This window comes from Spirillospora sp. NPDC052242 (assembly GCF_040679555.1).
In the GTDB taxonomy this organism is placed as follows: domain Bacteria; phylum Actinomycetota; class Actinomycetes; order Streptosporangiales; family Streptosporangiaceae; genus Spirillospora.
In genome coordinates this window covers 1-22,663 of the sequence record NZ_JBFAUZ010000058.1, presented here as the reverse complement: position 1 = coordinate 22,663, position 22,663 = coordinate 1, and the positions used below count along the sequence as shown (strand labels likewise).

The 22,663-nt window shown below is 74.9% G+C and carries 22 protein-coding genes; 11 read left to right on the top strand and 11 right to left on the bottom strand.

Features of this window, described 5'->3' with window-relative positions; all coding sequences use genetic code 11:
• The first annotated feature begins 83 nt into the window (after positions 1-83).
• From AB0L25_RS34920 to AB0L25_RS34900, 5 genes are all read left to right on the top strand, one after another.
• The gene (locus AB0L25_RS34920) at positions 84-674 is read left to right on the top strand and encodes an HD domain-containing protein (RefSeq protein WP_500177123.1); all 591 of its coding nucleotides are present in this window, start codon (positions 84-86) and stop codon (positions 672-674) included.
• A 20-nt stretch (positions 675-694) separates the two neighbouring features.
• Complete coding sequence (locus AB0L25_RS34915; RefSeq protein WP_500177121.1) at positions 695-1,198, top strand: SRPBCC family protein; 504 nt, start codon at positions 695-697, stop codon at positions 1,196-1,198.
• Positions 1,199-1,230: 32 nt separating this feature from the next.
• Entirely contained in the window at positions 1,231-1,926 is a 696-nt protein-coding gene (locus AB0L25_RS34910) for an acetoacetate decarboxylase family protein (RefSeq protein ID WP_500177120.1), read from the top strand.
• Positions 1,923-2,513, top strand: a complete 591-nt coding sequence (locus AB0L25_RS34905; protein ID WP_500177118.1) for an SDR family NAD(P)-dependent oxidoreductase — start codon at positions 1,923-1,925, stop codon at positions 2,511-2,513. Before AB0L25_RS34910 ends, AB0L25_RS34905 begins: the two co-directional genes overlap by 4 nt.
• Before the next feature lie 117 nt (positions 2,514-2,630).
• On the top strand, positions 2,631-5,045 hold the full coding sequence (locus AB0L25_RS34900) for a HelD family protein (RefSeq protein ID WP_500177116.1): 2,415 nt from the start codon (positions 2,631-2,633) through the stop codon (positions 5,043-5,045).
• A gap of 2 nt (positions 5,046-5,047) precedes the next feature.
• On the opposite strand, the gene AB0L25_RS34895 is transcribed toward AB0L25_RS34900, so the two are convergent.
• The 8 genes from AB0L25_RS34895 to AB0L25_RS34860 all read right to left on the bottom strand — a co-directional run bounded on the left by AB0L25_RS34895 (position 5,048) and on the right by AB0L25_RS34860 (position 13,369).
• Entirely contained in the window at positions 5,048-6,331 is a 1,284-nt protein-coding gene (locus tag AB0L25_RS34895; RefSeq protein ID WP_500177114.1) for a serine/threonine-protein kinase, read from the bottom strand.
• Positions 6,318-8,384 (bottom strand): outer membrane protein assembly factor BamB family protein, encoded by a 2,067-nt coding sequence (locus AB0L25_RS34890; protein WP_500177112.1) that lies wholly within the window; start codon positions 8,382-8,384, stop codon positions 6,318-6,320. The genes AB0L25_RS34895 and AB0L25_RS34890 overlap by 14 nt, the downstream gene beginning before the upstream one ends.
• Positions 8,385-8,528: 144 nt before the next feature.
• On the bottom strand, positions 8,529-9,383 hold the full coding sequence (locus AB0L25_RS34885; protein WP_500177170.1) for a glycosyltransferase family 2 protein: 855 nt from the start codon (positions 9,381-9,383) through the stop codon (positions 8,529-8,531).
• Between the two features lie 23 nt (positions 9,384-9,406).
• Complete coding sequence (locus AB0L25_RS34880; protein WP_500177110.1) at positions 9,407-10,270, bottom strand: CDP-alcohol phosphatidyltransferase family protein; 864 nt, start codon at positions 10,268-10,270, stop codon at positions 9,407-9,409.
• A complete protein-coding gene (locus AB0L25_RS34875; RefSeq protein ID WP_500177108.1) occupies positions 10,248-11,321 on the bottom strand; it encodes an iron-containing alcohol dehydrogenase family protein in 1,074 nt (357 codons plus the stop codon). Before AB0L25_RS34875 ends, AB0L25_RS34880 begins: the two co-directional genes overlap by 23 nt.
• Before the next feature lie 82 nt (positions 11,322-11,403).
• Positions 11,404-12,135, bottom strand: coding sequence for a phosphocholine cytidylyltransferase family protein (locus AB0L25_RS34870; RefSeq protein ID WP_500177106.1), 732 nt, complete (start codon positions 12,133-12,135; stop codon positions 11,404-11,406).
• Positions 12,132-12,731 carry a DUF5941 domain-containing protein gene (locus AB0L25_RS34865; RefSeq protein ID WP_500177104.1) on the bottom strand — a complete coding sequence of 200 codons (600 nt, stop codon included), beginning with the start codon at positions 12,729-12,731 and terminating at the stop codon, positions 12,132-12,134. Before AB0L25_RS34865 ends, AB0L25_RS34870 begins: the two co-directional genes overlap by 4 nt.
• Positions 12,728-13,369, bottom strand: a complete 642-nt coding sequence (locus AB0L25_RS34860) for a hypothetical protein (protein WP_500177102.1) — start codon at positions 13,367-13,369, stop codon at positions 12,728-12,730. The genes AB0L25_RS34865 and AB0L25_RS34860 overlap by 4 nt, the downstream gene beginning before the upstream one ends.
• 118 nt (positions 13,370-13,487) lie before the next feature.
• Between AB0L25_RS34860 and ispD the strand changes: the two genes are divergently transcribed.
• The 3 genes from ispD to AB0L25_RS34845 all read left to right on the top strand — a co-directional run bounded on the left by ispD (position 13,488) and on the right by AB0L25_RS34845 (position 16,940).
• Entirely contained in the window at positions 13,488-14,189 is a 702-nt protein-coding gene (gene ispD, locus AB0L25_RS34855; protein ID WP_500177099.1) for a 2-C-methyl-D-erythritol 4-phosphate cytidylyltransferase, read from the top strand.
• Positions 14,186-14,935, top strand: a complete 750-nt coding sequence (locus AB0L25_RS34850; protein WP_500177097.1) for a glycerophosphodiester phosphodiesterase — start codon at positions 14,186-14,188, stop codon at positions 14,933-14,935. The genes ispD and AB0L25_RS34850 overlap by 4 nt, the downstream gene beginning before the upstream one ends.
• 232 nt (positions 14,936-15,167) lie before the next feature.
• Positions 15,168-16,940, top strand: coding sequence for an asparagine synthase-related protein (locus AB0L25_RS34845; RefSeq protein ID WP_500177095.1), 1,773 nt, complete (start codon positions 15,168-15,170; stop codon positions 16,938-16,940).
• Here the strand turns inward: AB0L25_RS34845 and AB0L25_RS34840 are convergent.
• The gene (locus tag AB0L25_RS34840) at positions 16,937-17,689 is read right to left on the bottom strand and encodes a hypothetical protein (protein WP_500177093.1); all 753 of its coding nucleotides are present in this window, start codon (positions 17,687-17,689) and stop codon (positions 16,937-16,939) included. The genes AB0L25_RS34845 and AB0L25_RS34840 overlap by 4 nt on opposite strands.
• Before the next feature lie 127 nt (positions 17,690-17,816).
• Positions 17,817-18,887: a glycosyltransferase family 2 protein gene (locus AB0L25_RS34835; RefSeq protein WP_500177092.1), complete on the bottom strand. Its 1,071-nt coding sequence runs from the start codon at positions 18,885-18,887 to the stop codon at positions 17,817-17,819.
• A gap of 245 nt (positions 18,888-19,132) precedes the next feature.
• Here AB0L25_RS34835 and AB0L25_RS34830 point away from each other — a divergent pair, with 245 nt between their 5' ends.
• The 3 genes from AB0L25_RS34830 (at position 19,133) to AB0L25_RS34820 (ending at position 22,345) form a co-directional block, all read left to right on the top strand.
• Complete coding sequence (locus AB0L25_RS34830) at positions 19,133-20,809, top strand: LCP family protein (RefSeq protein WP_500177091.1); 1,677 nt, start codon at positions 19,133-19,135, stop codon at positions 20,807-20,809.
• A gap of 28 nt (positions 20,810-20,837) precedes the next feature.
• Complete coding sequence (locus AB0L25_RS34825; RefSeq protein WP_500177090.1) at positions 20,838-21,623, top strand: thioesterase family protein; 786 nt, start codon at positions 20,838-20,840, stop codon at positions 21,621-21,623.
• A 110-nt stretch (positions 21,624-21,733) separates the two neighbouring features.
• Complete coding sequence (locus tag AB0L25_RS34820) at positions 21,734-22,345, top strand: hypothetical protein (protein WP_500177088.1); 612 nt, start codon at positions 21,734-21,736, stop codon at positions 22,343-22,345.
• Between the two features lie 222 nt (positions 22,346-22,567).
• Here the strand turns inward: AB0L25_RS34820 and AB0L25_RS34815 are convergent.
• Positions 22,568-22,663, bottom strand: a 96-nt coding sequence (locus AB0L25_RS34815; RefSeq protein WP_131764087.1) for an acyl-CoA dehydrogenase family protein, incomplete at its 5' end; no start/stop codon positions are given.

Here is a 22,663-nt window from a genome sequence, read left to right as displayed (position 1 = left end):
GTGAACCTCCACCATGCCCTGTCCCGGGGCGCCCGCGCGACACGACCGGAAAAAGAAACTCCGGCACGGAAGGGGAGGAATCCATGGAAGTGTTCGACCGCTGGCGCACCTGGGACGACGCCCGCGCGGACCTCGCCGGCACCGGCCTCGACGCCGATCGGGTCGGGCGGGCCGCGGCCGCGGCCGTCCGCTGGCACGGCGACCAGCGGCGCCCCACCGGCGCACCCTACCTGGAGCACCTGCTGGAGGCCCTCGAGGTCCTGGTGCGGGGCGCGGGCGAGACCGACCCGGACGTCCTGGCGGCCGTCCTGCTGCACGATGTGGTGGAGGACACGCCCGCGACCGTCGCCGACGTCGAGGCCGAGTTCGGGCCGCGGGTGGCGGAACTGGTCGACTGGGTGACCAAGCCGCCCGCCGCCGGCGCCGGCCGGCAGGCGAAGCGGGCCGCGAAGTCGGCGTACCTGCGGCGCCTGCGGGACGCCCCGCGCGACGCCGTCCGGGTGAAGCTCGCCGACCGGGTGAGCAACGTGCAGACGCTCGACCGGATGCCGCCCGACTTCCAGCGCCGCTACTACGCCGAGACCGTCACCTACATCGTGCCGCTGGCCCGGGACGAGCCGTGGTTCGCGTCCTGGTACGCGGCGTGGCGGGAGCGGTACGCGCACCTGCTCTAGGGTGCGGGATGATCGGGGCCATGGAACGCGAGTGGGTGGTCGAGGAGAGCGTGGCCATCGACGCCGGGCCGGACGCCGTGTACGCGGCGGTCGCCGACCTGCGCCGGATGGGCGAGTGGAGTCCCGAGGTGTTCGCGACGTGGATCCGCGGCCGGACGATCGCGCCCGGCACCCGGTTCGTCGGGTTCAACCGGCTCGGGTGGCGGGTGTGGTTCACGAACTGCCAGGTGACGGTCGCGGAGCCGGGCCGCGCGTTCGCCTTCCGGGTGTCGAGCTTCGGCATGCCGGTGGCGCTGTGGGGGTACCGCGTCGAGGGCTTCGACGTCGACGGCACGCCCCGCACCCGGCTCACCGAGTACTGGGAGGACCTCCGCCGCGACACCCGCGGCGCCGGGTTCGTCTCCCTCCTCGGCCGGGTCTTCACCGGCGTCCCCGCCGAGCGCCGCGCCGCGGTGAACCGGCGCGGGATGCGCGCCACCCTCGACCGGATCCGGACGGGCGTCGAACGCGCACCCGGCACGTGACAGGAAAACGAGAACCTGTTCTACTAAGGAATGTGAGCACCGACCACACCGTGCAGGGCGAACGGGTCGCCATGCCCGTCCGGATCCGCGAAGCCGCCGTGGCCTCGGCGATGTTCGCCGTCCGCGCGCCCGCCGCCCGCGCCCTGATCGCCTACTCCGGCCTCGACGTCTTCGAACCCGTCCGCGGCCGGGCGATCTGCTCGCTCGCGTTCGTCCGGTACGTCGACGGCGACCTCGGGCCCTACCACGAGTTCGCCGTCGCGTTCCTGGCCCGCCCGCCCGGCGGCGAGGTCGGCGCGTTCATCCACTGGCTGCCCGTCAACCAGGAGTTCACTCTCGAGGCGGGCCGCAGCATCTGGGGCTTCCCCAAGGAGCTCGCCGACATCCCGATGCACCTCGCCTCGCGCGTCAAGCGCTGCGCCGTCCGCTTCGGCGGCCGCACGGCGATCGAACTGGCCGTGCGGCCCGGCGCGCCCGTCCCGTCCGGGTCCCGCAGCCCGCGCGTGACGGCCTACTCGCACCTCGACGGCGTCACCCGCCGCGTCCCGTGGGAGGTCGCGCCCGCGCGCGTCCGGATGCGGCCCGGCGGCGCGACCCTCCGCCTCGGCGACCACCCCGTCGCGGACGACCTGCGCGGGCTCGGCCTCGACGGCGCCCGCGCGCTCAGCACCAGCACCGTCGGGCACCTGCGGATGACCTTCGAGGCCGCCGAGGAGGTCCGCCCGTGAGGCCCACCGCCCTGGTCACCGGCGCCGCCCGCGGCATCGGCGCCCGCGCCGCGCAGCGCCTCGCCGCCGACGCGTGGGACGTCGTCGCCGTCGGCACCGACGAGCCCGGCCTGGCCCGCACCGCGCTGCGCTCGCCGAACACCCACACCCGCGTCTGCGACGCCACCGACCCGAAGGCCGTCGCGGCCGTCCTCGCCGTCACCGGCCCCGTGCACCGCCTCGTGTGCGCCCCCACCGCCCCGTCCACCGAGCTGGAACACGTTCTACGAACGACGGTGCTGGCCGCGTCCTCCTGCATCGACGCCGCGCTCCCCGGCATGCTCGACCGCGGCCGCGGCGAGATCATCGTCCTCACCGAGCCCCCGTCCCGCTCCCCCGCGCACGCCGCCGCGACCGCCGCCCTGACCGCCTACCTGCGGGCCCTCGCCGCCGACCACCCCGCCCCGGGCGTCCGCTTCCGCCACGCCACCGCACCCCCCGACGTCCCGCCCCGCGACGTCCTCGACGCCGTGGACCGCTCCCTGGCCCGCCGCCCCCGCACCCTCACCCTCCACCCCACCCGCCGCCCCCGCATCCTCTCCCGCTGATCCGCCCGGGATTCTCGGGTCGTCGCTCGCTGATCGGGAGAATAAGCTGGCTGTTTCGGCCCCTTCGGGGGTGCCGGGGACACCCCCCGGTGCAGCGATGCGGAGGAGCAAGCCTGCATGTCGTCCCAGGTCACCGGGCGGCCGGCCGATCCCGGCGGCACGGTCAAGGACCGCGAGATCGCGGCCGAGCAGCGCTACGTCGACATCGCGTACGCGCGGCTGGAGGAGATGCGCGCCGAGGCGCAGGCCATGATCCGCGAGGGGTTCCGGCAGGCGCAGGCCGGCACCAAGGCGTCGCTGGTGGACCGGGACGCCTGGGTGCACCAGGCCGCGCGCCGCGCGCAGGCCCTCGACATCGCCGACGACGGGCTGGTGTTCGGACGCCTCGACCTGGCGGCCGGCGAGGTCCGGTACATCGGCCGCGTCGGGGTGCGCACCCCCGACCACGACTCCCTCGTGATCGACTGGCGGGCCCCGGCCGCCGAGGACTTCTACCGCGCGACGCCCGAGGACCCGCGGGGCGTCGTCCGGCGGCGGGTCCTGCACTCGCGCGGGCACACCGTCGTCGACCTCGAGGACGATCTGCTCGACCCGTCCGCGTCCGACGGCATGACGGTCGTGGGCGACGGCGCGTTCCTCGCGTCGCTGGCCCGCACCCGCGAGGGCGCGATGCGCGACATCGTCGCGACCATCCAGCGGGAGCAGGACGAGGTGATCCGCGCGCCCGCCGACGGCACCGTGCTGGTGCGGGGCGCGCCCGGCACCGGGAAGACGGCCGTGGCGCTGCACCGCGTCGCGTACCTGCTGTTCCGGCACCGGCAGCGGTTCGGGTCGCGGGGCGTGCTGGTCGTCGGGCCGAACCCCCGGTTCACCTCGTACATCGAGCGCGTCCTGCCGTCCCTCGGCGAGGGCTCGGCCGCGCTGCGCTCGCTGGGCGACCTCGTGGAGGGCGCGGCCGCGTCCGTCCACGACGCGCCGGCGCTCGCGCGGCTCAAGGGCGCCGAGCCGATGGCGACCGTGCTGCGCCGCGCCGTCACCGACCAGGCCCCCGGCGCGCCCGACGAGCTGCGCGTCGTGTTCAAGGGCGTCGTCGTCGCGCTCGACCGGGGGCGCCTCGACCGGGTCCGCGCGGAGGTGCACCGGCGCAGCCGCGGCAGCGTCAACGCCGCCCGGGGCCGCGCCGCCGAGGCGCTGCTGGACGCCCTGTGGGACCGGTTCACCGGCATCGGCGGGCAGGAGGCGGCGGAGGCCGCCGAGGGCGCCGAGGCCGGGCTGTGGAACGCGATCCTCGCCGCCGACGGGCTCGCCTCCCTCGACGACGACACCGGACGGCCCGGGACGTCCGACGGCTCGCCGCGGGAGAAGTTCGACGCGCGCGTCCGGGAGCAGCGGGCGTTCACCGACTTCCTGGTCGCCTGGTGGCCGCTGCGCACCCCCCTGGACGTGCTGCGCTCGCTCGGCGACCCGGACCGGCTGCGCCGCGCCGCGGGCCGCGACCTGCCCCGCGAGGATCTGCCCGCCCTCGCCGCGTCCTGGGCGCGGGGCCCGCTCAGCTACCAGGACGTCGCCCTGCTCGACGAGCTCGACGCGCTGCTGGGCGCCCCGCCGCGCCCGTCCCGGCGCCGCCGCGCGCCCGCCGCGGACGACCCGTTCGTCGTGGACGGCGTGAACATCCTGACCGGGGAGGAGGCCGTCGACGAGACGTGGGAGCCGGAGATGGAGGAGCTGACGACCTCCATCGAGCGGCTCGAACGGTCCCGCCGCGTCGACGACGGCGTCGTGGAGGAGCGTCCCGAGTACGCCCACATCGTCGTGGACGAGGCGCAGGACCTCTCCCCCATGCAGTGGCGGATGCTGGGCCGCCGGGGCCGGCAGGCGAGCTGGACGATCGTCGAGGACCCCGCGCAGAGCGCCTGGGAGGACCTCGACGCCGCCCGCGCCGCGATGGACGCCGCCCTCGGCGGCGAGCGGAAGGGGCGCGGCCGTCCCCGCAAGCGCGTCCCCCGCGCCCGCCACGAGTACGAACTCACCACGAACTACCGCAACTCCACCGAGATCGCGGCGGTGTCGGCGCGGGTCCTCGCCGAGGCGCTCCCGGACGCCCGCCCGGCCCGCGCCGTCCGCGCGTCCGGGATCGACCCGGTCGTGGACGTCGTCCCCGAGTCCGGCCTCGCCGCCGCGGCCCGCGTCGCGGCCGAGGACCTGCTGCACCTTGTCGAGGGGACGATCGGCGTGATCGTCCCGCTCGCCCTCGAACCGGGCGGGCAGGCGACCCTGTTCGACGCGACCGCCTGGGACGGCGCCGAGCGCGCGCGGCTCGCCGAGGGCCTGCCGGAGCGCGTGCAGGTGCTCGACGTCCTGGAAGCGAAGGGACTCGAGTTCGACGCCGCCGTGATCGTCGCCCCCGAGACCGTCGCCGCGCAGTCCCCGCGGGGGCTGCGCGTGCTGTACGTCGCCGTGTCCCGCGCGACGCAGCGCCTGACCGTCCTCACCGCCGACCCCGGGTGGCGCGACAAGCTCCTCGGCGGCTGACGTCAGACGGTGCCCTCCGCGGAGTCGGTGACGTCGGGCCCCCGGCTGGAACCGCCCGCGCCGCCGCGCTCGCTCCCGTCCACGCTGACGGCGATGGCGAACGTGCCCTCCCCGAAGCGGTAGTCGAGCCGCCACGACGTGGGCTCCGCCGGGATCCGGACGACCTTCCGGTAGGGCAGCCGCCGGTCGCGCACGGCCGTGCGCTTCCCGTTCACCGTGATGGTCAGCGACTCGAGCCGGCTGCTGCCGAACACATAGAACTCCAGCGTGCGGGCCGCGGTCCGGTTCGCCGACGGCGGGATCGTCCCCGCGGGCCGCGCGGACGGCCGGGACGCGACCGCCGCGGGGCGCTCGTCCGTCCCCGGCACCGCGAGCACGGCGGCGGCCCCGACGGCGGCGGCCGCCAGCACCCCGCCCGCGAGCGCGACCGGACGGCCGACGGAACGGCGCGGCACGGGAACGGGCACGGGCGGGTTCGCCGCCTCGGCCGCCCGGTGCGCGATCCGCGCGGCGACGGCGGGCGGCCACCCGCCGGACGGCTCGCCCGCGAACGCCGAGACCAGTTCGGCCACGGTGGGCCGGTCGTCGGGATCGGGACGCAGGCACGCCGCGACCGCCGCCCGGAGCCCCTCGTCGGCGACCCCCTGCAAGCTCCCGCCGGACGGCGCCGCCCCCGTGCACGCGTACACCAGCGTCGCGCCGAACGAGAACACGTCGCTCGCCGGCCCGGCCGGGCCGCCCTCCGCCTGCTCCGGGGACATGAACCCCGGGGTGCCCGCCCGCTCCCCATCCGGCGGCCCGCCGGCGAACGCCGCGACCCCGAAGTCGATCAGCCGCGGCCCGTCCGCCGTCAGCAGGACGTTCGCGGGCTTCACGTCCAGGTGGACGACCCCGGCGCCGTGGACGGACGCGAGCGCCTCGGCGACGCCCGCCGCCAGCGCCCGCACCGGCCCCGCGGGCAGCGGGCCGAGCATCTCGACCGCCTCGCGCAGCGACACCGACGGCAGGAACTCCGTCGCCAGCCAGGGGCGGTCCGCGCCGGGATCGGCGTCCAGGACGCCGGGGCCGAACCGGCCGCCGACCGCCCGCGTGACGTCCGCCTCGCGCCGGAACCGCTCCCGGTACGCGGGGTCGCGGGCGAACTCGGCGTGCAGCACCTTGACCGCCGCCGGACGTCCGCCCGCCGACCGCCCGAAGTAAATCGTCCCCATGCCCCCGGCGCCGATCCGCGCCAGGATCCGCAAGCGCCCCGCCGACCGGGGATCGCCCGGTTCAAGAGCCCGCACCGGCGCCTCCCCCCGGCGGGCCGACGGCTTCCACCGCGCCCTCCCTGGTGCCGAGGTAGACCAGGCCCCCGCTGCTCGCGGGCGCCGACGCGGCGTCCGTCCGCGCCCGGTGGGTCCACAGGACGCGCCCGTCGGCGGCGTTCAGGGCGTGCACCGTCCCGGTGCGCGCGCACGCCGCGAACAGCGTCCCGCCGGACAGCGCGAGGCGGCTCCCGCCGCGGTCGACGAACCGGGACCAGACGGTCGCGCCCGTCGCGGCGTTCACGGCGTCCACCGTCCCGAACCCCGAGTCGGCGTACAGGACCCCGCCGGACAGCCGGAGCGACGAGCCGTTGAACCACTTCTCGTCGAGCCCCTTGCGCCAGACCGGCGACCCGTCGTCCGCACGCACCGCGTGCAGGACACCGCCGTCGTCGCCGACGAAGACGAGGCCGTCCCCGACCAGGAACGCCGCGAGGGGCCGCACGTCCTGCAGGTCGAGCCGGCGTGTCCAGCGCTCGCGCCCGCTCCGCGGGTCCAGCCCGACCAGCGCGTCCGGGTTCGCCGCGACCACCACCCGGGAGTCGGCCGCGAGCCCCAGTTCGGCGGAAGCGTCCGCGTGCCAGCGCACCGCGCCGTCCCGGACGTCCAGCGCCCTGATCGGACCCTCGTACCCGATGCAGGCGAGGCCGCCCGACACCGCCATGCCGCCGCCGGCGCCCACGATGTTCGACTCCCACCGCGCATCGCCGGACGCCGCGTCGACGGCGACCAGCCACGGCTGGATCGGGTCGAGCAGGTACACCGCGCCGTCCAAGGCGTGGCTGCCGTTCCCCGCCCGCTTCTTCCACAGGACCTCACCGGTCCGGGCGTCCAGGGCGTGCACGTCCCCCGTCCGCCCCTCCGCGACCACCACGCCGCCCGTGACGGTGACCTTCGGGTAGTAGTCGCCGACCTTGGTCCCCCACCGCGGGACGCCCCGGGGCGGCGGCGCCTTCGACGGCGGAGCGCTCGCGGGCGGCGGCGCGGAGCCCCGCCCCCGGGCGGCCCCCACCGCACCGGCGCCCACCGCACCCGCCGCCGCCGCGAGCGCGACGGGCACGGCGACGAGCAGCGCACGCCGGCCGAGCCGGGGCGCCGCGTCCGGATCGACGGTCTCGCCCTCCACGACGGACGCCGCGTTCCCCGGCTCCCGCCACGCCCGTCCGTCCGGCGGCACCGCCCGGCGGTCGATCACCTCGGCCAGCCCCGCAGGCGGCCAGGCCCGGACCGGGACCTCGCCGAGCCGGTCGAGCACCTCGACGGCCGACGGCCGCCCGTCCGGCTCCTTCCGCAGGCAGGCCGCCAGCAGCCCGGCGAGCCCGGGATCGTCGACGCCCCCGAGGTCCACCTGAACCTCGACGACCCGGCGCAGCACGGCGTCCCGGTCGTCCCGGCCGAACGGCTCCCGCCCCGTCGCCGCGTACAGCAGGACGGCGCCCAGCGAGAACACGTCGCTCGCCGGGCCCGCGACGCGCCCCGACGCCTGCTCGGGCGACATGAACCCGGCCGTCCCGAGGACCGCGCCGACCCGCGTGATCGCGGTGGCGTCGTCGGGCCGCGCGATCCCGAAGTCGATCAGCCGCGGACCGTCCGCCGTCAGGACGACGTTGCCCGGCTTCAGGTCCCGGTGCGTCAGCCCGGCCCGGTGGACGTCGGCGAGCGCCTCCGCCAGCCCGGCCGCGAGCACCCGCACCGCCGCGGCGTCCAGGGCACCGGCCGTCCCGACCGCCTCGCGCAGCGTCGGCCCGGGCAGGTAGGCGGTGACGAGCCACGGGACGGCCGCGTCCGGATCGGCGTCCAGAACGGGCGCGGTGAACGTCCCCGTCACCCGGCGGGCCGCGGCGGCCTCCCGCCGGAACCGGGCCCGGTACGTCGCGTCCGCCGCGAACCGCTCCCGCACGACCTTGACCGCGACCGGACGGCCGCCCGGCGAGCGCCCGAGGTACACGACGCCCATCCCCCCGGCGCCGAGCCGCCCGAGCAGCCGGTACCGCCCCACCCGTCGCGGATCGTCCCGCTCCAACGGGTGCACGCCCGCCCCTCCCGTACCGACCATCGCCCAGAGCTTCCCATCCCGGCCCCATCGCGAGCGATGCCGAGTGTGAGCGAAGCGATGCGGCGATCGCACACGGCGCCCGCCGAAAGGCCGCCTTGCGCCCTGCTGCCAAGGGCAACGCTAAATAATGGGCGGACGTCCGGTACGGGTCATGCGCCACGCGGTGCGCCACGAGATGGGACGGCGCGGACCGGCGGGCTTGCGCCAGCCTTCGGCGAAGCCCTTGAACCACGGCTTGAGGGCCTTCGGGCTGCGTTCCCGCAGGACGGTCATGGCGACCCACACGCCGAGGTAGGTGAGCGCGAGCAGCCACGGCAGGTTGCGGCGCGCGAGCCAGACGCGGTTGCGGGCGTTGTACCGGTAGAACATGTCGTGCCGCGTGGGCAGGACGGCCGGGTGGTACATGACCGCGGACGCGTCGTACACGATGTGGTAGCCCGCGTTGAGGATCTGCCAGGCGAGGTCGGTCTCCTCGTGGGCGTAGAAGAAGTCCTCCGGGAGACCGCCGCCGAGGTCGAAGGCGGCACGGCGGATCGCGCAGGCGCCGCCGAGGAACGTGGTGACGGCGGACGAGCGTTCGGGATCGCCCGCGCGCAGCCGGGGAACGTGCCGGCGCTCGCCGGGACCGCCCTCGGGGTCGCGCACGCGGAACGACACGACGCCGAGCTTCGGGTCGGCGGAGAACCGGTCGCGCAGGTAGGTGCCGAGGCGCGTCGAGCGGTACCAGCCGTCGTCGTCCAGGAACAGGACGATGTCGCCGCTGGACGCCTCGACGCCGCGGTTGCGTCCGGCGGGGATGCCGACGTTCTTCGGGAGCGCGATCGTCTTCACCCGGGCGTCGTCGAAGGGCGCCTCGCCGCCGCGGTCGCCCACCGGGTCGACGCCGTTCCCCACGAGCACGACCTCGATGTCCACGTGCTCCTGCTCAAGGGCACTGCGCACGGCGCGCGAGAGCTCCTCGGGCCGGTTGCCCATGGTCAACACGACGACGCTGAGTTTCACTTGAGTCTCCGGGAAGCGAGGATGCTCACCAGGTGCAGGAGGGTCTGCACGACGGCCACGGCGGCGACGGCGACGGTGAGGACGCGGATCGCGGCGGGGGTCTCGTTGCCGAGGACGGTGTCGAGCGCGGCGGCGGCGAGGATCAGCAGGGAGAGTTCGACGGCGCCGATGATCCGGTGGAAGCGGAGCATGGACGCGGCCTGCCGGGCGAGCGCGATGCGGGTGGAGCGGGGGCGCAGGGCGCGGTCGCCGCCGGACGGGTCGGCGGGCAGGCCCGACTTGGCGCGGGCGACGACGACGTTGTCGGTCTCGGCCTTGATGAGCGCGGCGCCGAGGGCGGCGAGCATGCCGAGCTCGACGTAGCCGCCGGTCTCCCAGCCGCCCTGGGCGGCGAAGCCGAGGCCGACGAGGAGCGACACCTCGGACAGGTAGTGGCCGATGCGGTCGAGGAACACCCCGGCGACGGACGTCTGCCGCAGGTAGCGGGCGACCTCGCCGTCCACGCAGTCGAGGAGGAGGTAGACCTGGATGAGGACGGCGCCGCCGACGGCCGTCCACAGCGGCGAGAGCGGCAGGGAGACGACGACGCCCGCGGCGATGCCGCTCAGCATCATCAGGTAGGTGAGCTGGTTGGGGCTGAAGCCGAGGCGGAGGGCGAGCCACGCGAAGTACGGGGAGAGGGACCGCATGTAGAGGCGGCCGGCCCAGTGCTCCTCGTTGCGCCGCTCCTTGAGGCCGGGCGGCTGGCCGTGGGCGCGGACGTCCGCGACGCGGGCGCTGTTGCGGGACGGACGGTCGTCGCCGGGCCGCTCGGGCTCCGCGGCGGGCGCGGGCACGTCAGCCTCCGTGGGCCTGGACATAGTCTTCCACCGCCTTGCGGGTCTCGTCGGCGTCGAGGCCCAGATGCTCCAGGATCGTGTAGCGGCCGGGGCGGGTCCGCGGGGCGTACTGGACCGCCTCGGTGAACTGGTCGACGGTCAGCCCGACGTCGCCGGGCAGCCGGGGCAGCTTGTGCCGGTCGAGGCAGGTGAGGATCTCGGCGAGCCGTTCGGCGCCCTCGCCGAGGTGCAGGGCGCGCAGGTGGTAGCAGAACGCGGCGCCGATGCCGGCGAGCTCGCCGTGGTTGGCGGTGCCGGGGAAGAGCTGGTCGATGGCGTGCAGGATCTCGTGGTCGCCGCCGGACGCCGGGCGGGAGTCGCCGGCGAACGACATCGCCATCCCGGACAGCACGAGGCTCTCGGCGAGGACGGTGAGGAACCGGTCGGACTCGATGGACTCCGGCTGGTGCACCAGCGCCTCGGCGGCGGTGCGGGCGACGGTGAGCGCCATCCGGTCGACGCGCTCGCCGCACGCGGACGCCGCGAGGAGCCAGTCGTCCACGGCGGAGAAGTTGCTGAGGACGTCGCCGATCCCGGCGCGGACGAGCCGTTCGGGCGCGGCGCGCACGTAGTCGAGGTCGACGACCATGGCGAGGGGCATCACGACGCCGAACGAGCCCTTGCCCTTGTCGTGGACGAGGGACGCGACGGGCGAGCAGATGCCGTCGTGGGACAGGTTCGTCGCGACCGACACCATCGGGATGCCCGACAGGGTCGCGGCGTACTTGGTCGCGTCGATCGTCCGGCCGCCGCCGATGCCGACGACGGCCTCGTAGGAGCCGCCGCGCAGCTTGGCGGCGAGGTCGACGGCCGCGTCGACGGTGGCGCCCGCCACCTGGAACACCTCGCAGGCGGCGAGGGACGGCCGGACGTGCTCGGCGATCTGGTCGCCCTGGCCGGGGCCGACGGCGATCGCGACCCGTCCCTCGGTGGCGATGCGTCCGTCGGCCAGCAGCTCGCCCAGCTCCGCGACGGCTCCGCGCCGCACGTCGATGGACAGCGGCGCGTTCAGCATCCGCGTCAGCAGGGGCATGGGCCTCCTCGCTCGGTCGCCCGCGCCGCCCGGGACGCGGGCCGTTCGTCTGTCTGCCGTCGACTGCCTGCCGTGCGCCCGCTCAGTACGTCTTGGCGATCATGCGGGCCTTCTCGAGGTCGTCGTGGTTGTCGACCTCGACCCACTGCACGTCGCCGATGGGGGCGATGGAGATGCCGCCGCCCCGGTTGACGAGCTCCTGGTAGCCGTCCTCGTAGTACTGGTCGGGGTCGCTCTCCCAGGTGGCCTTCAGCGCGTCGGCGAGCGCGTCGGCGGCGGCGGGCTCGATGAGGGTGGCGCCGATGTACTCGCCGTTCGCGGACGCCGGGTCCATCAGCTTCGTGATGGTCTTGAGGTGCCCCTCGCCGTCGAGGATCACCTTCATCTCCTCGTCACCGAGCGTTTTCACATCGTCCACGGCCAGGAGGATGTCCGGTCCGCGGTGCGCAAGTAGGGTCTTTTCCACACTGACGGGATGAACCGTGTCGCCGTTGACCATGAGGACGCCCTTGGAGAAGTGCTCCCGCGCCAGCCACATGGAGTAGGCGTTGTTCCACTCCTCGGCCTTGTCGTTGTGCACCAGGGTGATCGAGACGCCGTACCGCTCCTCCAGGGCGGCCTTGCGTTCCTCGACCGCGCCCGCGCAGTAGCCGACGACGATCACCACGTCGGTCAGCCCGACCTCGGCGAGGTTGCCGAGGGCGATGTCCAGGATGGTGGTCTCGCCGTCGACGGGGACCAGAGCCTTGGGCAGCGTGTCGGTGTAGGGCCGCAGCCTCCGGCCCGCGCCCGCCGCCAGCACCATGCCGATCATGCTTCCTCTTCCTTCAGGTCGACCTGCACGCGTCCGCCGGGTCCGGCCCGCGCCCACGCGGCGACGCCCTCGCCGCCGAACAACACGCCAAGGTAGGCGGCCAGGGCAGCGTACGCGAACGGGAGGCTCCCGGAGAGGCCCCCGCAGGCCACGATGAGCATCCGCCCCTCCCAGCCGAGCCCGGCGCGAAGGAGCCGCTGCCGCCGCGGCCCCCTGCGGGTGCGGTGCACGGTGTCGTGGTGGTGGAGCGCGAGGAGGGCGACGAGCGCGAAGACGAGCGGCGCCGCCACAGCGTGCGCGAACCCCAACACGGTGAGGTAACCATACTCGATTGCGCGGATCATGGGCGGCGCCGTCCAGTCGAGCCTGCCGGTGTGCGGGTGCGCCGACGCGGGCCCGATCAGCAGCACCGCGATGACCGGCGCGAACAGTGCCGGGGCCGGGTTCCCGCCTTCGTCCGCCGCGAACAGGACGGTCGTCAGGACGGCCGCGCCGACGGCTCCCGGCACCGGCGGGAGCCCCCCGCGCGCCAGCACGCCCAGCGCGCGCGCCAGCGGCCCGTCGTCCCGGTAGACCCGCAGGATCCCGCCGTTCACGGGGTCACCGGCCACAGGGAGCGGAGGAGGCAACCGGCCAGGACGGCCGCGACCGCGACGCCGCCCCACGCGGTGAGGACCGTGAAGACGAGGACCGGGTCGCCGAGGGCGGCGGTGACGGAGACGAGCGCGAACCGTTCGGGGCGCGGCAGTGTGATGATCCTCCCGAATCCGGCGGGGCGGCCGGGGGCCGCGGCGGGGTGGCGCGCGGCGAACGACGCGGCGATCGTCCGGCCGAGCGCGGGGAGGACGAGCGCGAGCGCGGCCATCCCCCACACCCCGGCGGGCCCGCCGGGCGCGAACGGCCCGCCGGGCGCGAACGGCCCGGCGCCGCCGGCGGCGGGGCCGGCCGCCGCACCGGCGGCGAGGCCCGCGTAGACGATCGCCTCCTCGGCCCGGCGCAGCAGCGCCGACCGCCAGACCTGCCGCCGCGTCGCGGCGCCCGCGCGGGCGAGGCCGACGTCGACGCGGGCCAGGACGACCGTCGCCGCGAGCAGCAGCGCGCCCGCGACGGCCCCGGTGCGGGCGGCGTCGGAGAACCAGACGGCGGCCAGCACGGCGAGGCCCAGGGAGATCGGCGCCGTCGTACCGGGGGTGAGTCCCCAGCGGGCCGCGCGGCGCACCGTCTGCTGCTCCACGGTCGCCTCTCGGTTCGGGCGGGCCGGAGGCCCGCGGGTCCGGTACGTTGAGCGTGAGCCGTACGGTCATGGCAGAGCGTAATGCTTCGATGACCGGTTGTGTCGAGAACGGGGAGACATGGGTACGCGGACGGTCGCGGTGGTGCTCGCCGGCGGTGTCGGCGCGCGGCTGGGCGCCGGGCGCCCCAAGCAGCTCATCGAGGTCGGCGGCCGTCCGATCCTGGGCCGCGCCGTCGCCGCGTTCGACGCGCATCCGCGCATCGACGAGGTGCTGGTCGTGATGGCGGCCGGGCACCTGCGCGCGGCCGGGACGATCGTCGCGCCGTTCGGCAAGGTCACGGGCGTGATCGCGGGCGGCGACACCCGCACCGCGTCGACGGTGGCGGCGCTGGAGGCGCTGGCCGGCCGGCCGGACGACGTCCGGGTGCTGTTCCACGACGCGGCCCGCCCGTTCGTCGACGCGGCGGTGATCGACCGCGTGCTGGACGCCCTGGAGGACGACGCGGCGGTCGCGGTGGGGGTGCCGAGCCCCGACACGATCGTCGTGGTGGCGGACGGCCTGGTCGCGTCGATGCCGCCCCGGGAGACGATGAGCCGGTTCCAGACGCCGCAGGGGTTCGTGCTCGGCACGATCCGCAAGGCGTACGAGATCGCGCTGGCGGATCCGGAGCTGGCCGCGACCGACGACTGCGGGATCGTGCACCGCTACCTGCCGGACGTGCCGATCCGCGTGGTGGCGGGCGACGACCGGAACCTGAAGGTCACGCGCCCGCTGGACATCGCGCTCGCCGAGCACATCGCCGCGGAGGAGTCCCCGTGATCTTCGAGAACACCCCCACGATCATCGGTCACCGCGGTTTCGGGTCGGGCGATCAGCCGGTGCCCGGGACCGGCCGGACGGTCGCGGAGAACACGCTCGAGTCGATGCTGGCCGCCGTGGACGCGGGCCTGGGCTGGGTCGAGCTCGACGTGACGCGGACGGGCGACGACCATCTCGTCCTGCGGCACGACCCGACGATCCCGGACGGGTCGCACGTCGTCGACCTGCCCGCGACCGACAGTGGCCTGCCGCGCCTCGCGGACGTCCTGGACGCGCTGCCGCCGCACGTGGCGGTGGACGTCGACGTGAAGACCGTCCTGGAGGACGCGCTGGACGACCCGGACCGGCGGACGGGCGCGCTGCTGGTCCCGCTGCTGCGGCGGGAGGCCCGGCGGCGGCGGGTGCTGGTGACGTCGTTCGACCCGGCGCTGCTGGCGTTCCTGCGGGACGAGGTGCCGGGCGTCCCGCTCGGGCTGCTGACGTGGCTGCGGTTCCCGCTGTGGCACGCGGTCCCGGCGGCGGCGGGGCTGGGCCTGCAGGCGGTGGCCGTCCACACCGGGTCCTGCGGGTTCGAGCACCCGGACACCCGGCTGCGCCCGCTGGACCACTGCGTGAACGCGGCGCACAAGGCGGGCCTGGAGGTCGTCGCCTGGTGCCCGACGGCCGAGCACGCCCCGCGCTACGCGGAGGCGGGCATCGACGCGATGGTCGTGAACGACGTCCCGGGCGTCCTCGCCGCCCTCTGACCTCGCACCGGACGGGTAATTCGTCCCAAAATGGACCGATCCATTTTCCGGACAGAAGCAACCTTCGGTAAACGAGGCCATAATTTACCGACCATATGTAGACGGTTCGGCGGACGTTCACCCGGCGGCGCGACGGTCGTGCGGTCCACGCGACCGATCGAACGGAGCCTCCGTGCGCGCCTATCTCGCCGTGGTGAGCAAAGGCAGAAATAGCCGGATTTCACCACATATCTTGGAGTCTGCGGACGCGGCCGCCGGCGAGGCGATCCCCGTGCCCGCCGACCGGCTCGCGTCGTCGCGGTGGACCTCGCCGGACGGCTCGATCGTCCTGCTGTCCTGGTCGAACGAGCCGGAGCACCGGCTGCTCCCCCGCCCGCTCGTCGCCGGGGACGAGCGCGCGCTCGGCTACACCGGTTACCTCGTCGATCCGGACATCGCCGAAAAGGAACTCCTGGAGACCGACGACCCGGCGTCCGCCGTCGAAACGATGGGCGGGGTGTTCGCGGTCTTCCGCGCGCACCGCGACGGCGTCGACGCCGCCACGTCCATCGCCCGCGTATGCCCGATCTATTTCTGCGAATCAGCCGATTTCTGTTTTATCGGCAGTCGCGCGCTTCTCGTGCATCTCACCGCGCGCGCCGCCGCGACCGGGCTGACGCGACCGCCGGTGGAGCACGACGTCATGGCGCTCCAGCCGATGGTCCGGCACGGGTTCTTCACCAACGACGACACGCCCTTCGCGGGCGTCCGCGCGCTGCCCGCCGACGCCGTCCTCACCGCCGCGCCCGGACGCGGCGTCGCGGTGCGGGAGCGGGACGTCCCGGAGGCCGAGCCCATGCCGTCCGACGCGCGGGAGCGGCGCCGGCGCGTGCAGCGGCTCGCCGAGGCCCTCGTGGACGCCGCCTCGCCCCTCGCCGAGCACGACGTCCCCGTCGAGCTCGCCCTGTCCGGCGGGCGCGACAGCCGCTTCATGGCGGCCGTCCTCACCGCCGCCGGGGTGCCGCTGGTCGCGACGACGCACGGGTTCGCCGACGACCCCGACGTCGTCCTCGCCCGCGAGATCGCCGCGCGGCTCGGCGTCGAGCACCGCGTCGACCTCACCGCGACGGCCGCCGGGGACGACGCCGCCGACTCGGTCGAGGTCGGCCACCCGCTGCTGCGGGCGTACGACGTCATCCGCCGCTGCGAGGGCATGACCTCCGCGTACGAGCGGGTCAACGGGTGGGCCCCGTACAGGGTCGTCCCGAAGACCTCCGGGTCGGGCGGCGAGACGCTGCGCGGCGGCCACCTCTACGACCAGCAGGACCTCACCCCCGAGGGCATCCGGAAGCGCGTCAAAACGATCTTCAAGTCGGCCGAGGCGTTCTGCACCCCCGAGGCGAACGCCGCCGCCGACGAGCACCTGCGCGTCTGGACGGAACGGGCCGCCGCGAACGGCCCCCGCGCCCTCGACCTGCTGTACCTGTTCTACCGGTCCGGCCGCTGGATCGTCGGCGCGCACACCGCGACCCTCATGAACACGCCCTACTACCACCCGTTCTTCGACAACCGCGTCGTCCGGGAGGCGCTCGCGCTCCCGCCCGAATGGCGGGCGAGCGAGGAGGTCGTGTTCCTGCTGATCGAGACGCTCGCGCCGAAGCTGGCGTCCGTCCCGCCGGAGGGCAAGCGGTGGCGGTTCGAGGCGGACGGGCCGCGCCGCCTCCGCGAGTGGCCCGCGTGGCGCCGCCGCGCCGCCGTCAAGCCGAAGGGACGCACGTCCGGGTTCAACTGGCGGCGCGAGTTCGACGAGCCGTTCCTCGCCCTGCTGCGCGACCACGTCCTGGACGGCCCGTCCGAACTGTGGGACATCGTGAACCGCCGCAAGTTCGAGGAGCACTTCGCGACGGTCCCGAAGGGCTGGACGAACCAGCTCTGGCACGCCTACACGCTCAGCGTGCTCCTGTCGGGCGCGTGGCGCGAGCCGAGGCCGCGGCTGCCGAACGTCCGGATCCCGATCCCCCGCTAGCGTCCGCGCAGGTCGTCGTCCCCGTACATGCGGGTCCACTCGCCGCCCTCGCCCTGCCCGCGGTACGGCCCGGGGCGCTCGTCCTCGCGCCCGAAGGGAACGGCCCCGGACGGCGGCGTCTGCGGCTGCTGCGGCTGCCGGGGCTGCTGCGGCGGCTGCGGCTGCGACGACCCCGGCGGCGGGAACGACGGCGCGAACGGCTCCGGCCGCTCCTGCGGCCGCGGCGGCGCCCCGGCGCCCGGCATCGGCGGCGGCCCGCCCGCCCCCACCGGCGCGGGCGGCGGCCCCACCGGACGCGGCGCGGCGGCGCGGCCCGCCCACCGGCTCGGCGCCACCGACGCCGCCAGCAGCAGCAGCCCGAGCAGCAGGAAGACGCCGTACGGCCCGACGATCCCGACGTACGGCAGTTCGAGCTCGTCCGGAAGGACGTCCCGCGTGAACTCCTGCCGCAGCATCCGGCCCGGATCGACGATCCACAGGCCGCCGACCGCCGTGAGCAGGACGCCGGGGATCAGCGAGGCGAGCGGCGACACGCGCGGCGCGACCGCGAGCGCGACCAGGACGGCCGTGCCCAGCAGGAGCGCCGCGCCGATCCAGCGCTCCGAGCCCGCCTCCCCGCCGAACGTGGCCGCCACGCGTCCCACGGAACGGTGCAGCTGGTAGGCGCCGTACAGCAGCCCCGCGGCGATCAGCGGGGCCAGGACCACGCCGATCAGGCCGCCGAGCGCGTGACGTGCTCCATTGGACATCTGGCCACCTCCAGGGCGCCGGGCCGGTGGCGGGGTCTCGCCACCGTAACCCTGAGACGGCCCCGGGCACACCCCCGGTTCCGCCCCAGATGTCCGAAAGATTCCCTCACGCGGGCACGCCCGCCGGTCAGAGGACGGGCTCGCCGGGCTTCGCCGGGGTGGGCTGGCCGAGCCGGGGCGGGCTCGTCAGGAAGCCGACGCCCCAGGTGACGTGCATGGTCGCGAAGACGAGCGGGAGCCGCACCCACGCGGCCGGCGGCAGCCCGCGGCCCTCGACGGCCGCGCCCGCGATCATCGCGACCGCGTACCCGCCGGGCAGGATCCAGCCGGGCCAGAACCCGAACGCCCCGGCGACGGCGCCCGCCGTCATCGCCAGCACCGCGATGGGCGGCGCGAGGTAGCGCAGGTTGAGGGTGCCGGCGTGCTCGCGGCCGACGACGCGGCGCCAGCGGCCGGTGTGGAAGTACTGCTTGGCGAGGGCGCGCAGGTCGGGCCGGGGCCGGTAGGTGACGCGCATCCGCGGGGTGAAGAAGATCCGCCCGCCGGTCTGCCGGATGCGGTGGTTCATCTCCCAGTCCTGCGCGCGGGTGAACGTCTCGTCGTAGCCGCCGACCCGGTCGAGGGCGCTGCGCCGGAACGTCCCGAGGTAGACGGTCTCGACCTCGCCGGCCTCGCCGCCGGTGTGGAAGCGGGCGTTGCCGACGCCGAGCTTGGACGTCATCGCGCGCGCGACGGCCTGCTCGAACGGGGTGGTGCCCTCGGCCGCCATGATCCCGCCGACGTTGTCGGCGCCCGTCTCCTCCATCGTCTCGACGGCGGCGCGGACGTAGTCGGGCGGCAGCAGCGAGTGCCCGTCCACCCGGACGATGATCGAGTACTGCGACGCCTTGATCGCGATGTTGAGGCCCTGCGGCGTCCGGCCGGTCGGGTTGGACACCACGACGATGCGCGGGTCCTCGGCGGCGAGCCGGTGGGCGATCTCGTCGGTGCGGTCGCGGGACGGCCCGAGGGCGAGCACGAGCTCGAGCTCGCCCGGGTAGTCCTGGGTCAGGATGCGGCGCACGGCGTCGGTGAGGTGCCGCTGCTCGTTGAGGACGGGCATGACCACCGACACCGCGGGCCAGGTGCGTCCGCCGGCGTCGGTGCTGGTCCGTGGCGCGCGCCGCGCGGCGCGCTGCGCATGGGGAGACGGGTTCATGGGCTCGCGGGCGCATCCGGCCGGACAGGCCGGAGGAGGCCCCCCTTCCTCTCTCTTGCTCGCTTGTCCGACGCAGCCCACGTCGCCCAGGTTCGCGTGCGGGGCCGCCGGGGTGTGGTCAGGACGGCGTTACGTTACCGCAATGACACGCGGTCCAGATGGCGGTGAGTCGGGTGTTCCCCACTTTAAGGTGGTCGAGACTCACCCAGCACATCCGACGACGTTCTTCGGGAGGCGGCGGCGGCATGACGGACGGGCACGGCTCGGGTCGCGACGACCCGTTCGCCGACGGTGACGCCGATCCGCTGGAGCGCTACTTCCGGCCCCGCCCCGGGGCGGACGGACGGGCGGACGGCGACGACGGCGACATCGACGGCGTGACGATCGACGGGATGCCCGCGCCGCGGGTGCCGGTGGAGGGCCCGCGGGGGCCGCGCAGGCCGGGGCCGCGGCTGAGCCCGCGGGCCGCGTCGAGCGCGCGGCGGCAGCGGCGGCTGCTGGCGGTCACCGCGGGGATGTCGGCGTTCGTGCTGCTCACGTCCGGTGGGGCGTGGGCGTTCCAGAACTACGTGACGGGCGCGATCGACAAGATCTCGATCGACGGCCTGGACAAGGACGCCGGGGGCGTCGAGGGCCCGATGACGGTGCTGGTCGCGGGGGTCGACCGGCGCGACGGGCTGACGAAGGAGCAGATCAGGGCCGCGAAGCTGGGCAGGTTCCCGGGCGAGCGCTCGGACACGATGATGCTGCTGCACGTGTCGGGCGACCGGAAGCGGATCTCGGTGGTGAGCCTGCCGCGGGACTCGTACGTGACGATCCCGGCGCACGAGTCGAACGGGTCGGAGGGCGCGAAGGGGTCGAACGTGCCCGCGCGTCCGGGCAAGCTGACGTGGGCGTACCAGTTCGGCGGGGCGAGCCTCGCGGTGAAGACGGTGAAGCGCGCGACGGGCGTGTCGATCGACCACTACGTCGAGGTCAACTTCTACGGGTTCGTGAAGATGGTCGACGCGCTGGGCGGCGTGGACGTGTGCGTCGAGCAGCCCGTCGACGACCCGAAGAGCGGCCTGCGGCTGCCCGCCGGGAAGTCCCATCTGGACGGCATGAAGGCGCTCGCGTTCGCCCGCACCCGGTACTCGCTGACCGGGGGGAGCGATCTCGGCCGGATCGACCGGCAGCAGCAGTTCCTGGCGGCGCTGATGAAGCAGGCGATGTCGACGGAGACGCTGCGCAACCCGGTGAAGTCGACGAAGTTCCTGGACGCGGCGCTGGGCACGCTGACGGTGGACGACCAGCTGGCGGAGGACCTGCCGAAGATGGTCGACGAGATGCGCGACCTGTCGACCGACGACCTGACGTTCGCGAAGGTGCCGCTGGAGAACCCGGACCACCAGGCCCCGCTGTGGAACGCGGCGGCCCCGCAGTCGACGGTGAAGTGGGACGAGGAGCAGGCGCAGGAGCTGTTCCAGAAGATCGAGGACGACCGGCCGCTGGAGTCGCCGACGCCCGCGCCGTCCACGCCGTCCCCGACGCAGAAGCCGGAGGACCGGCTGACGGTGCCGCCGGAGGACGTCTCGGTGCGGGTGCTGAACGCGATCGGGACGCCGGGCCTGGCGACGAAGGCCGGGCGGCAGCTGGAGGAGGCGGGCTTCCAGGCGAGCGTCGTGCCGGGGCTGGCGCGGCGCGGCCTGCAGACGACGGAGATCCGGTACGGACCGTCCCGGGCGGAGGCGGCGAAGACGCTGGCGAAGGCGCTGCCGGGCGCGAAGCTGAAGGAGCTGGACGAGCTCCAGGCGGAGATCCAGGTCTACGTGGGCGGCGACTGGGACGACGTCGAGGAGGTGACGGTCGAGTCGGCGGAGCCGACGCCGTCGCCGAGCGCGGACACGTCGGTCGAGACGGGGACCCAGAAGCTCTGCGGCTAGAGTGCGGTTCTAGTCGAAAGGAGCCGCCGTGGACGGGTTCTACGAGCCGCTGGCCGATGGCGGGTTCGCCTCCACCCCCGCGACCGCGGGGCCGTGGTCGCCGCGGTTCCAGCACGCCGGGCCGGTCGCCGGGCTGGTCGGCCGGGCCTTCGAGCGGCACGAGCCGGTCCCGGGCACCCGGGTGGCGCGGATGACGATGGAGATCCTCGGCCCGGTGCCGGTCGCGCCGCTGCGCGTCGCGGTGCGGACCGTCCGTCCGGGGCGGCGCGTCACGCTGCTGGAGGCGGAGCTGACCCACGAGGGACGCCCGGTGGTGCGGGCGGCCGCCTGGCGGACGCAGCGGGCGCCGGACGGCGTCGCGCCGATCGTCCGCACGCCGCCTCCGCCGCCGCTGCCCGCCGCGTCCGGTCCCCTGGAGGCGTGGGCGGGCGCGCACATGGACGGCTACCTGTCGGCGATGGAGTGGCGCCTCGTCGAGGGCTCGTTCTCCGCGCCCGGGCCCGCCACGACGTGGGCGCGGTCGCGGGTGCCGCTCGTCGCCGGGGAGGACGACACGCCGCTGGTGCGGGCGCTCGTCCTGTCCGACAGCGTGTCGGGCGTGGGCAGCGAGCTCGACCTGACGTCGTGGCTGGTGATCAACACGGACCTGACCGTGGCGCTGCACCGCGATCCCGTCGGCGAGTGGCTGTGCCTGGCCGGGTCGCTGCAGGTCTCGCCGGGCGGCGGCGCGCTGTGCGAGGGCTCGCTGGCGGACGCGTCCGGTGACCTCGGGCGCGTGCTGCAGACGATGTTCGTGGACGACCTGCCCCGCTGAGCACACGCCGGAGGACCCCCAGTCGATCACGACTCCGCGATGATCGCTTACTCTCTGTATCAAGAGGCATACAGAGAGATGCCGAAGTGCGACCGTCAGGAGTGCACACCATGTCGACAAGGAATCTCGGCCTGCTGCCCTCGACCGCCATCGTCGCGTTCGCGCTCGGCGGTTTCGCCGGCGCGGCGCTCGTCGAGGCGCCGAACCCGTTCGGAACGGACACCGTTCCCGCGGCGGCCGTGGCGGCGCCGGAGCCGCCCGTGGAGCCGGTGAAGCCCGCGGCGCCCTCGAAGCCCGCGGCGCCCTCGAAGCCGGCGAAACCGGCGAAGGCCGTCGCGGAGGACGGCACGAGGCTCGAAGCCTGCGCCGACGGCAAATGCGAGGTCGTCGTGCGGGACGGCGATGTGATCAAGCTCGACGACAGGTTCCGCATGGGCCCGATCGGCGTCGAGGTCGAGGGCAACAACGTCACGTTGACGCGCCGGGACGACGGGACGAGGGCGACGGTCACGGTCGCGTCCGGGCCGGGGAGCGCGTACATCTACTGGGACGGCCTCAGCATCCGGCCGCGCATGACCGAGGACGGCGAGGTCGTCCTCAAGCTCCGCCACCGGGACGCGGACAACAAGCCCGCGGACCAAAAGCCGGCAGACCAGAAGCCCGCAGACCAGAAGCCCTCGCAGGAGAAGCCTGCGGAGGAGAAGCCTTCGGGTACGCAGTGACGAACGCCGCGTCGCCCTCGTCCGTTCCGGCGGACGAGGGCGACGCGGCGTTTCGGGGGCGCGGCGTTCAGACGGGGATCGGGTTCTGGAGGACCGGGTAGTCGGTATAGCCGGTCGGGCCGCCCGTGTACATCAGGCGCCCCTCCCGGACCGGGTTGAGCGCCTGGCGGGCGCGCTCGTCCTGGACGGCGACGCCGAACGCGCGGCCGTCCGCGCGTTCGGTTACTTGAGGAGCTGGCGGGCCATGACCATCCGCTGGATCTGGTTGGTCCCCTCATAGATCTGCGTGATCTTGGCGTCGCGCATCATCCGCTCCAC

Excerpts from the sequence above, each read along its gene's own strand:
- AB0L25_RS34920 (WP_500177123.1), top strand. The coding sequence starts at position 84 with ATGGAAGTGTTCGACCGCTGGCGCACCTGGGACGACGCCCGCGCGGAC.
- AB0L25_RS34915 (WP_500177121.1), top strand. The coding sequence starts at position 695 with ATGGAACGCGAGTGGGTGGTCGAGGAGAGCGTGGCCATCGACGCCGGG.
- AB0L25_RS34900 (WP_500177116.1), top strand. The coding sequence starts at position 2,631 with ATGTCGTCCCAGGTCACCGGGCGGCCGGCCGATCCCGGCGGCACGGTC.
- AB0L25_RS34885 (WP_500177170.1), bottom strand. The coding sequence starts at position 9,383 with ATGGGCAACCGGCCCGAGGAGCTCTCGCGCGCCGTGCGCAGTGCCCTT.
- AB0L25_RS34880 (WP_500177110.1), bottom strand. The coding sequence starts at position 10,270 with ATGTCCAGGCCCACGGAGGCTGACGTGCCCGCGCCCGCCGCGGAGCCC.
- AB0L25_RS34875 (WP_500177108.1), bottom strand. The coding sequence starts at position 11,321 with ATGCCCCTGCTGACGCGGATGCTGAACGCGCCGCTGTCCATCGACGTG.
- AB0L25_RS34870 (WP_500177106.1), bottom strand. The coding sequence starts at position 12,135 with ATGATCGGCATGGTGCTGGCGGCGGGCGCGGGCCGGAGGCTGCGGCCC.
- ispD (WP_500177099.1), top strand. The coding sequence starts at position 13,488 with ATGGGTACGCGGACGGTCGCGGTGGTGCTCGCCGGCGGTGTCGGCGCG.
- AB0L25_RS34840 (WP_500177093.1), bottom strand. The coding sequence starts at position 17,689 with ATGTCCAATGGAGCACGTCACGCGCTCGGCGGCCTGATCGGCGTGGTC.
- AB0L25_RS34835 (WP_500177092.1), bottom strand. The coding sequence starts at position 18,887 with ATGAACCCGTCTCCCCATGCGCAGCGCGCCGCGCGGCGCGCGCCACGG.
- AB0L25_RS34830 (WP_500177091.1), top strand. The coding sequence starts at position 19,133 with ATGACGGACGGGCACGGCTCGGGTCGCGACGACCCGTTCGCCGACGGT.
- AB0L25_RS34820 (WP_500177088.1), top strand. The coding sequence starts at position 21,734 with ATGTCGACAAGGAATCTCGGCCTGCTGCCCTCGACCGCCATCGTCGCG.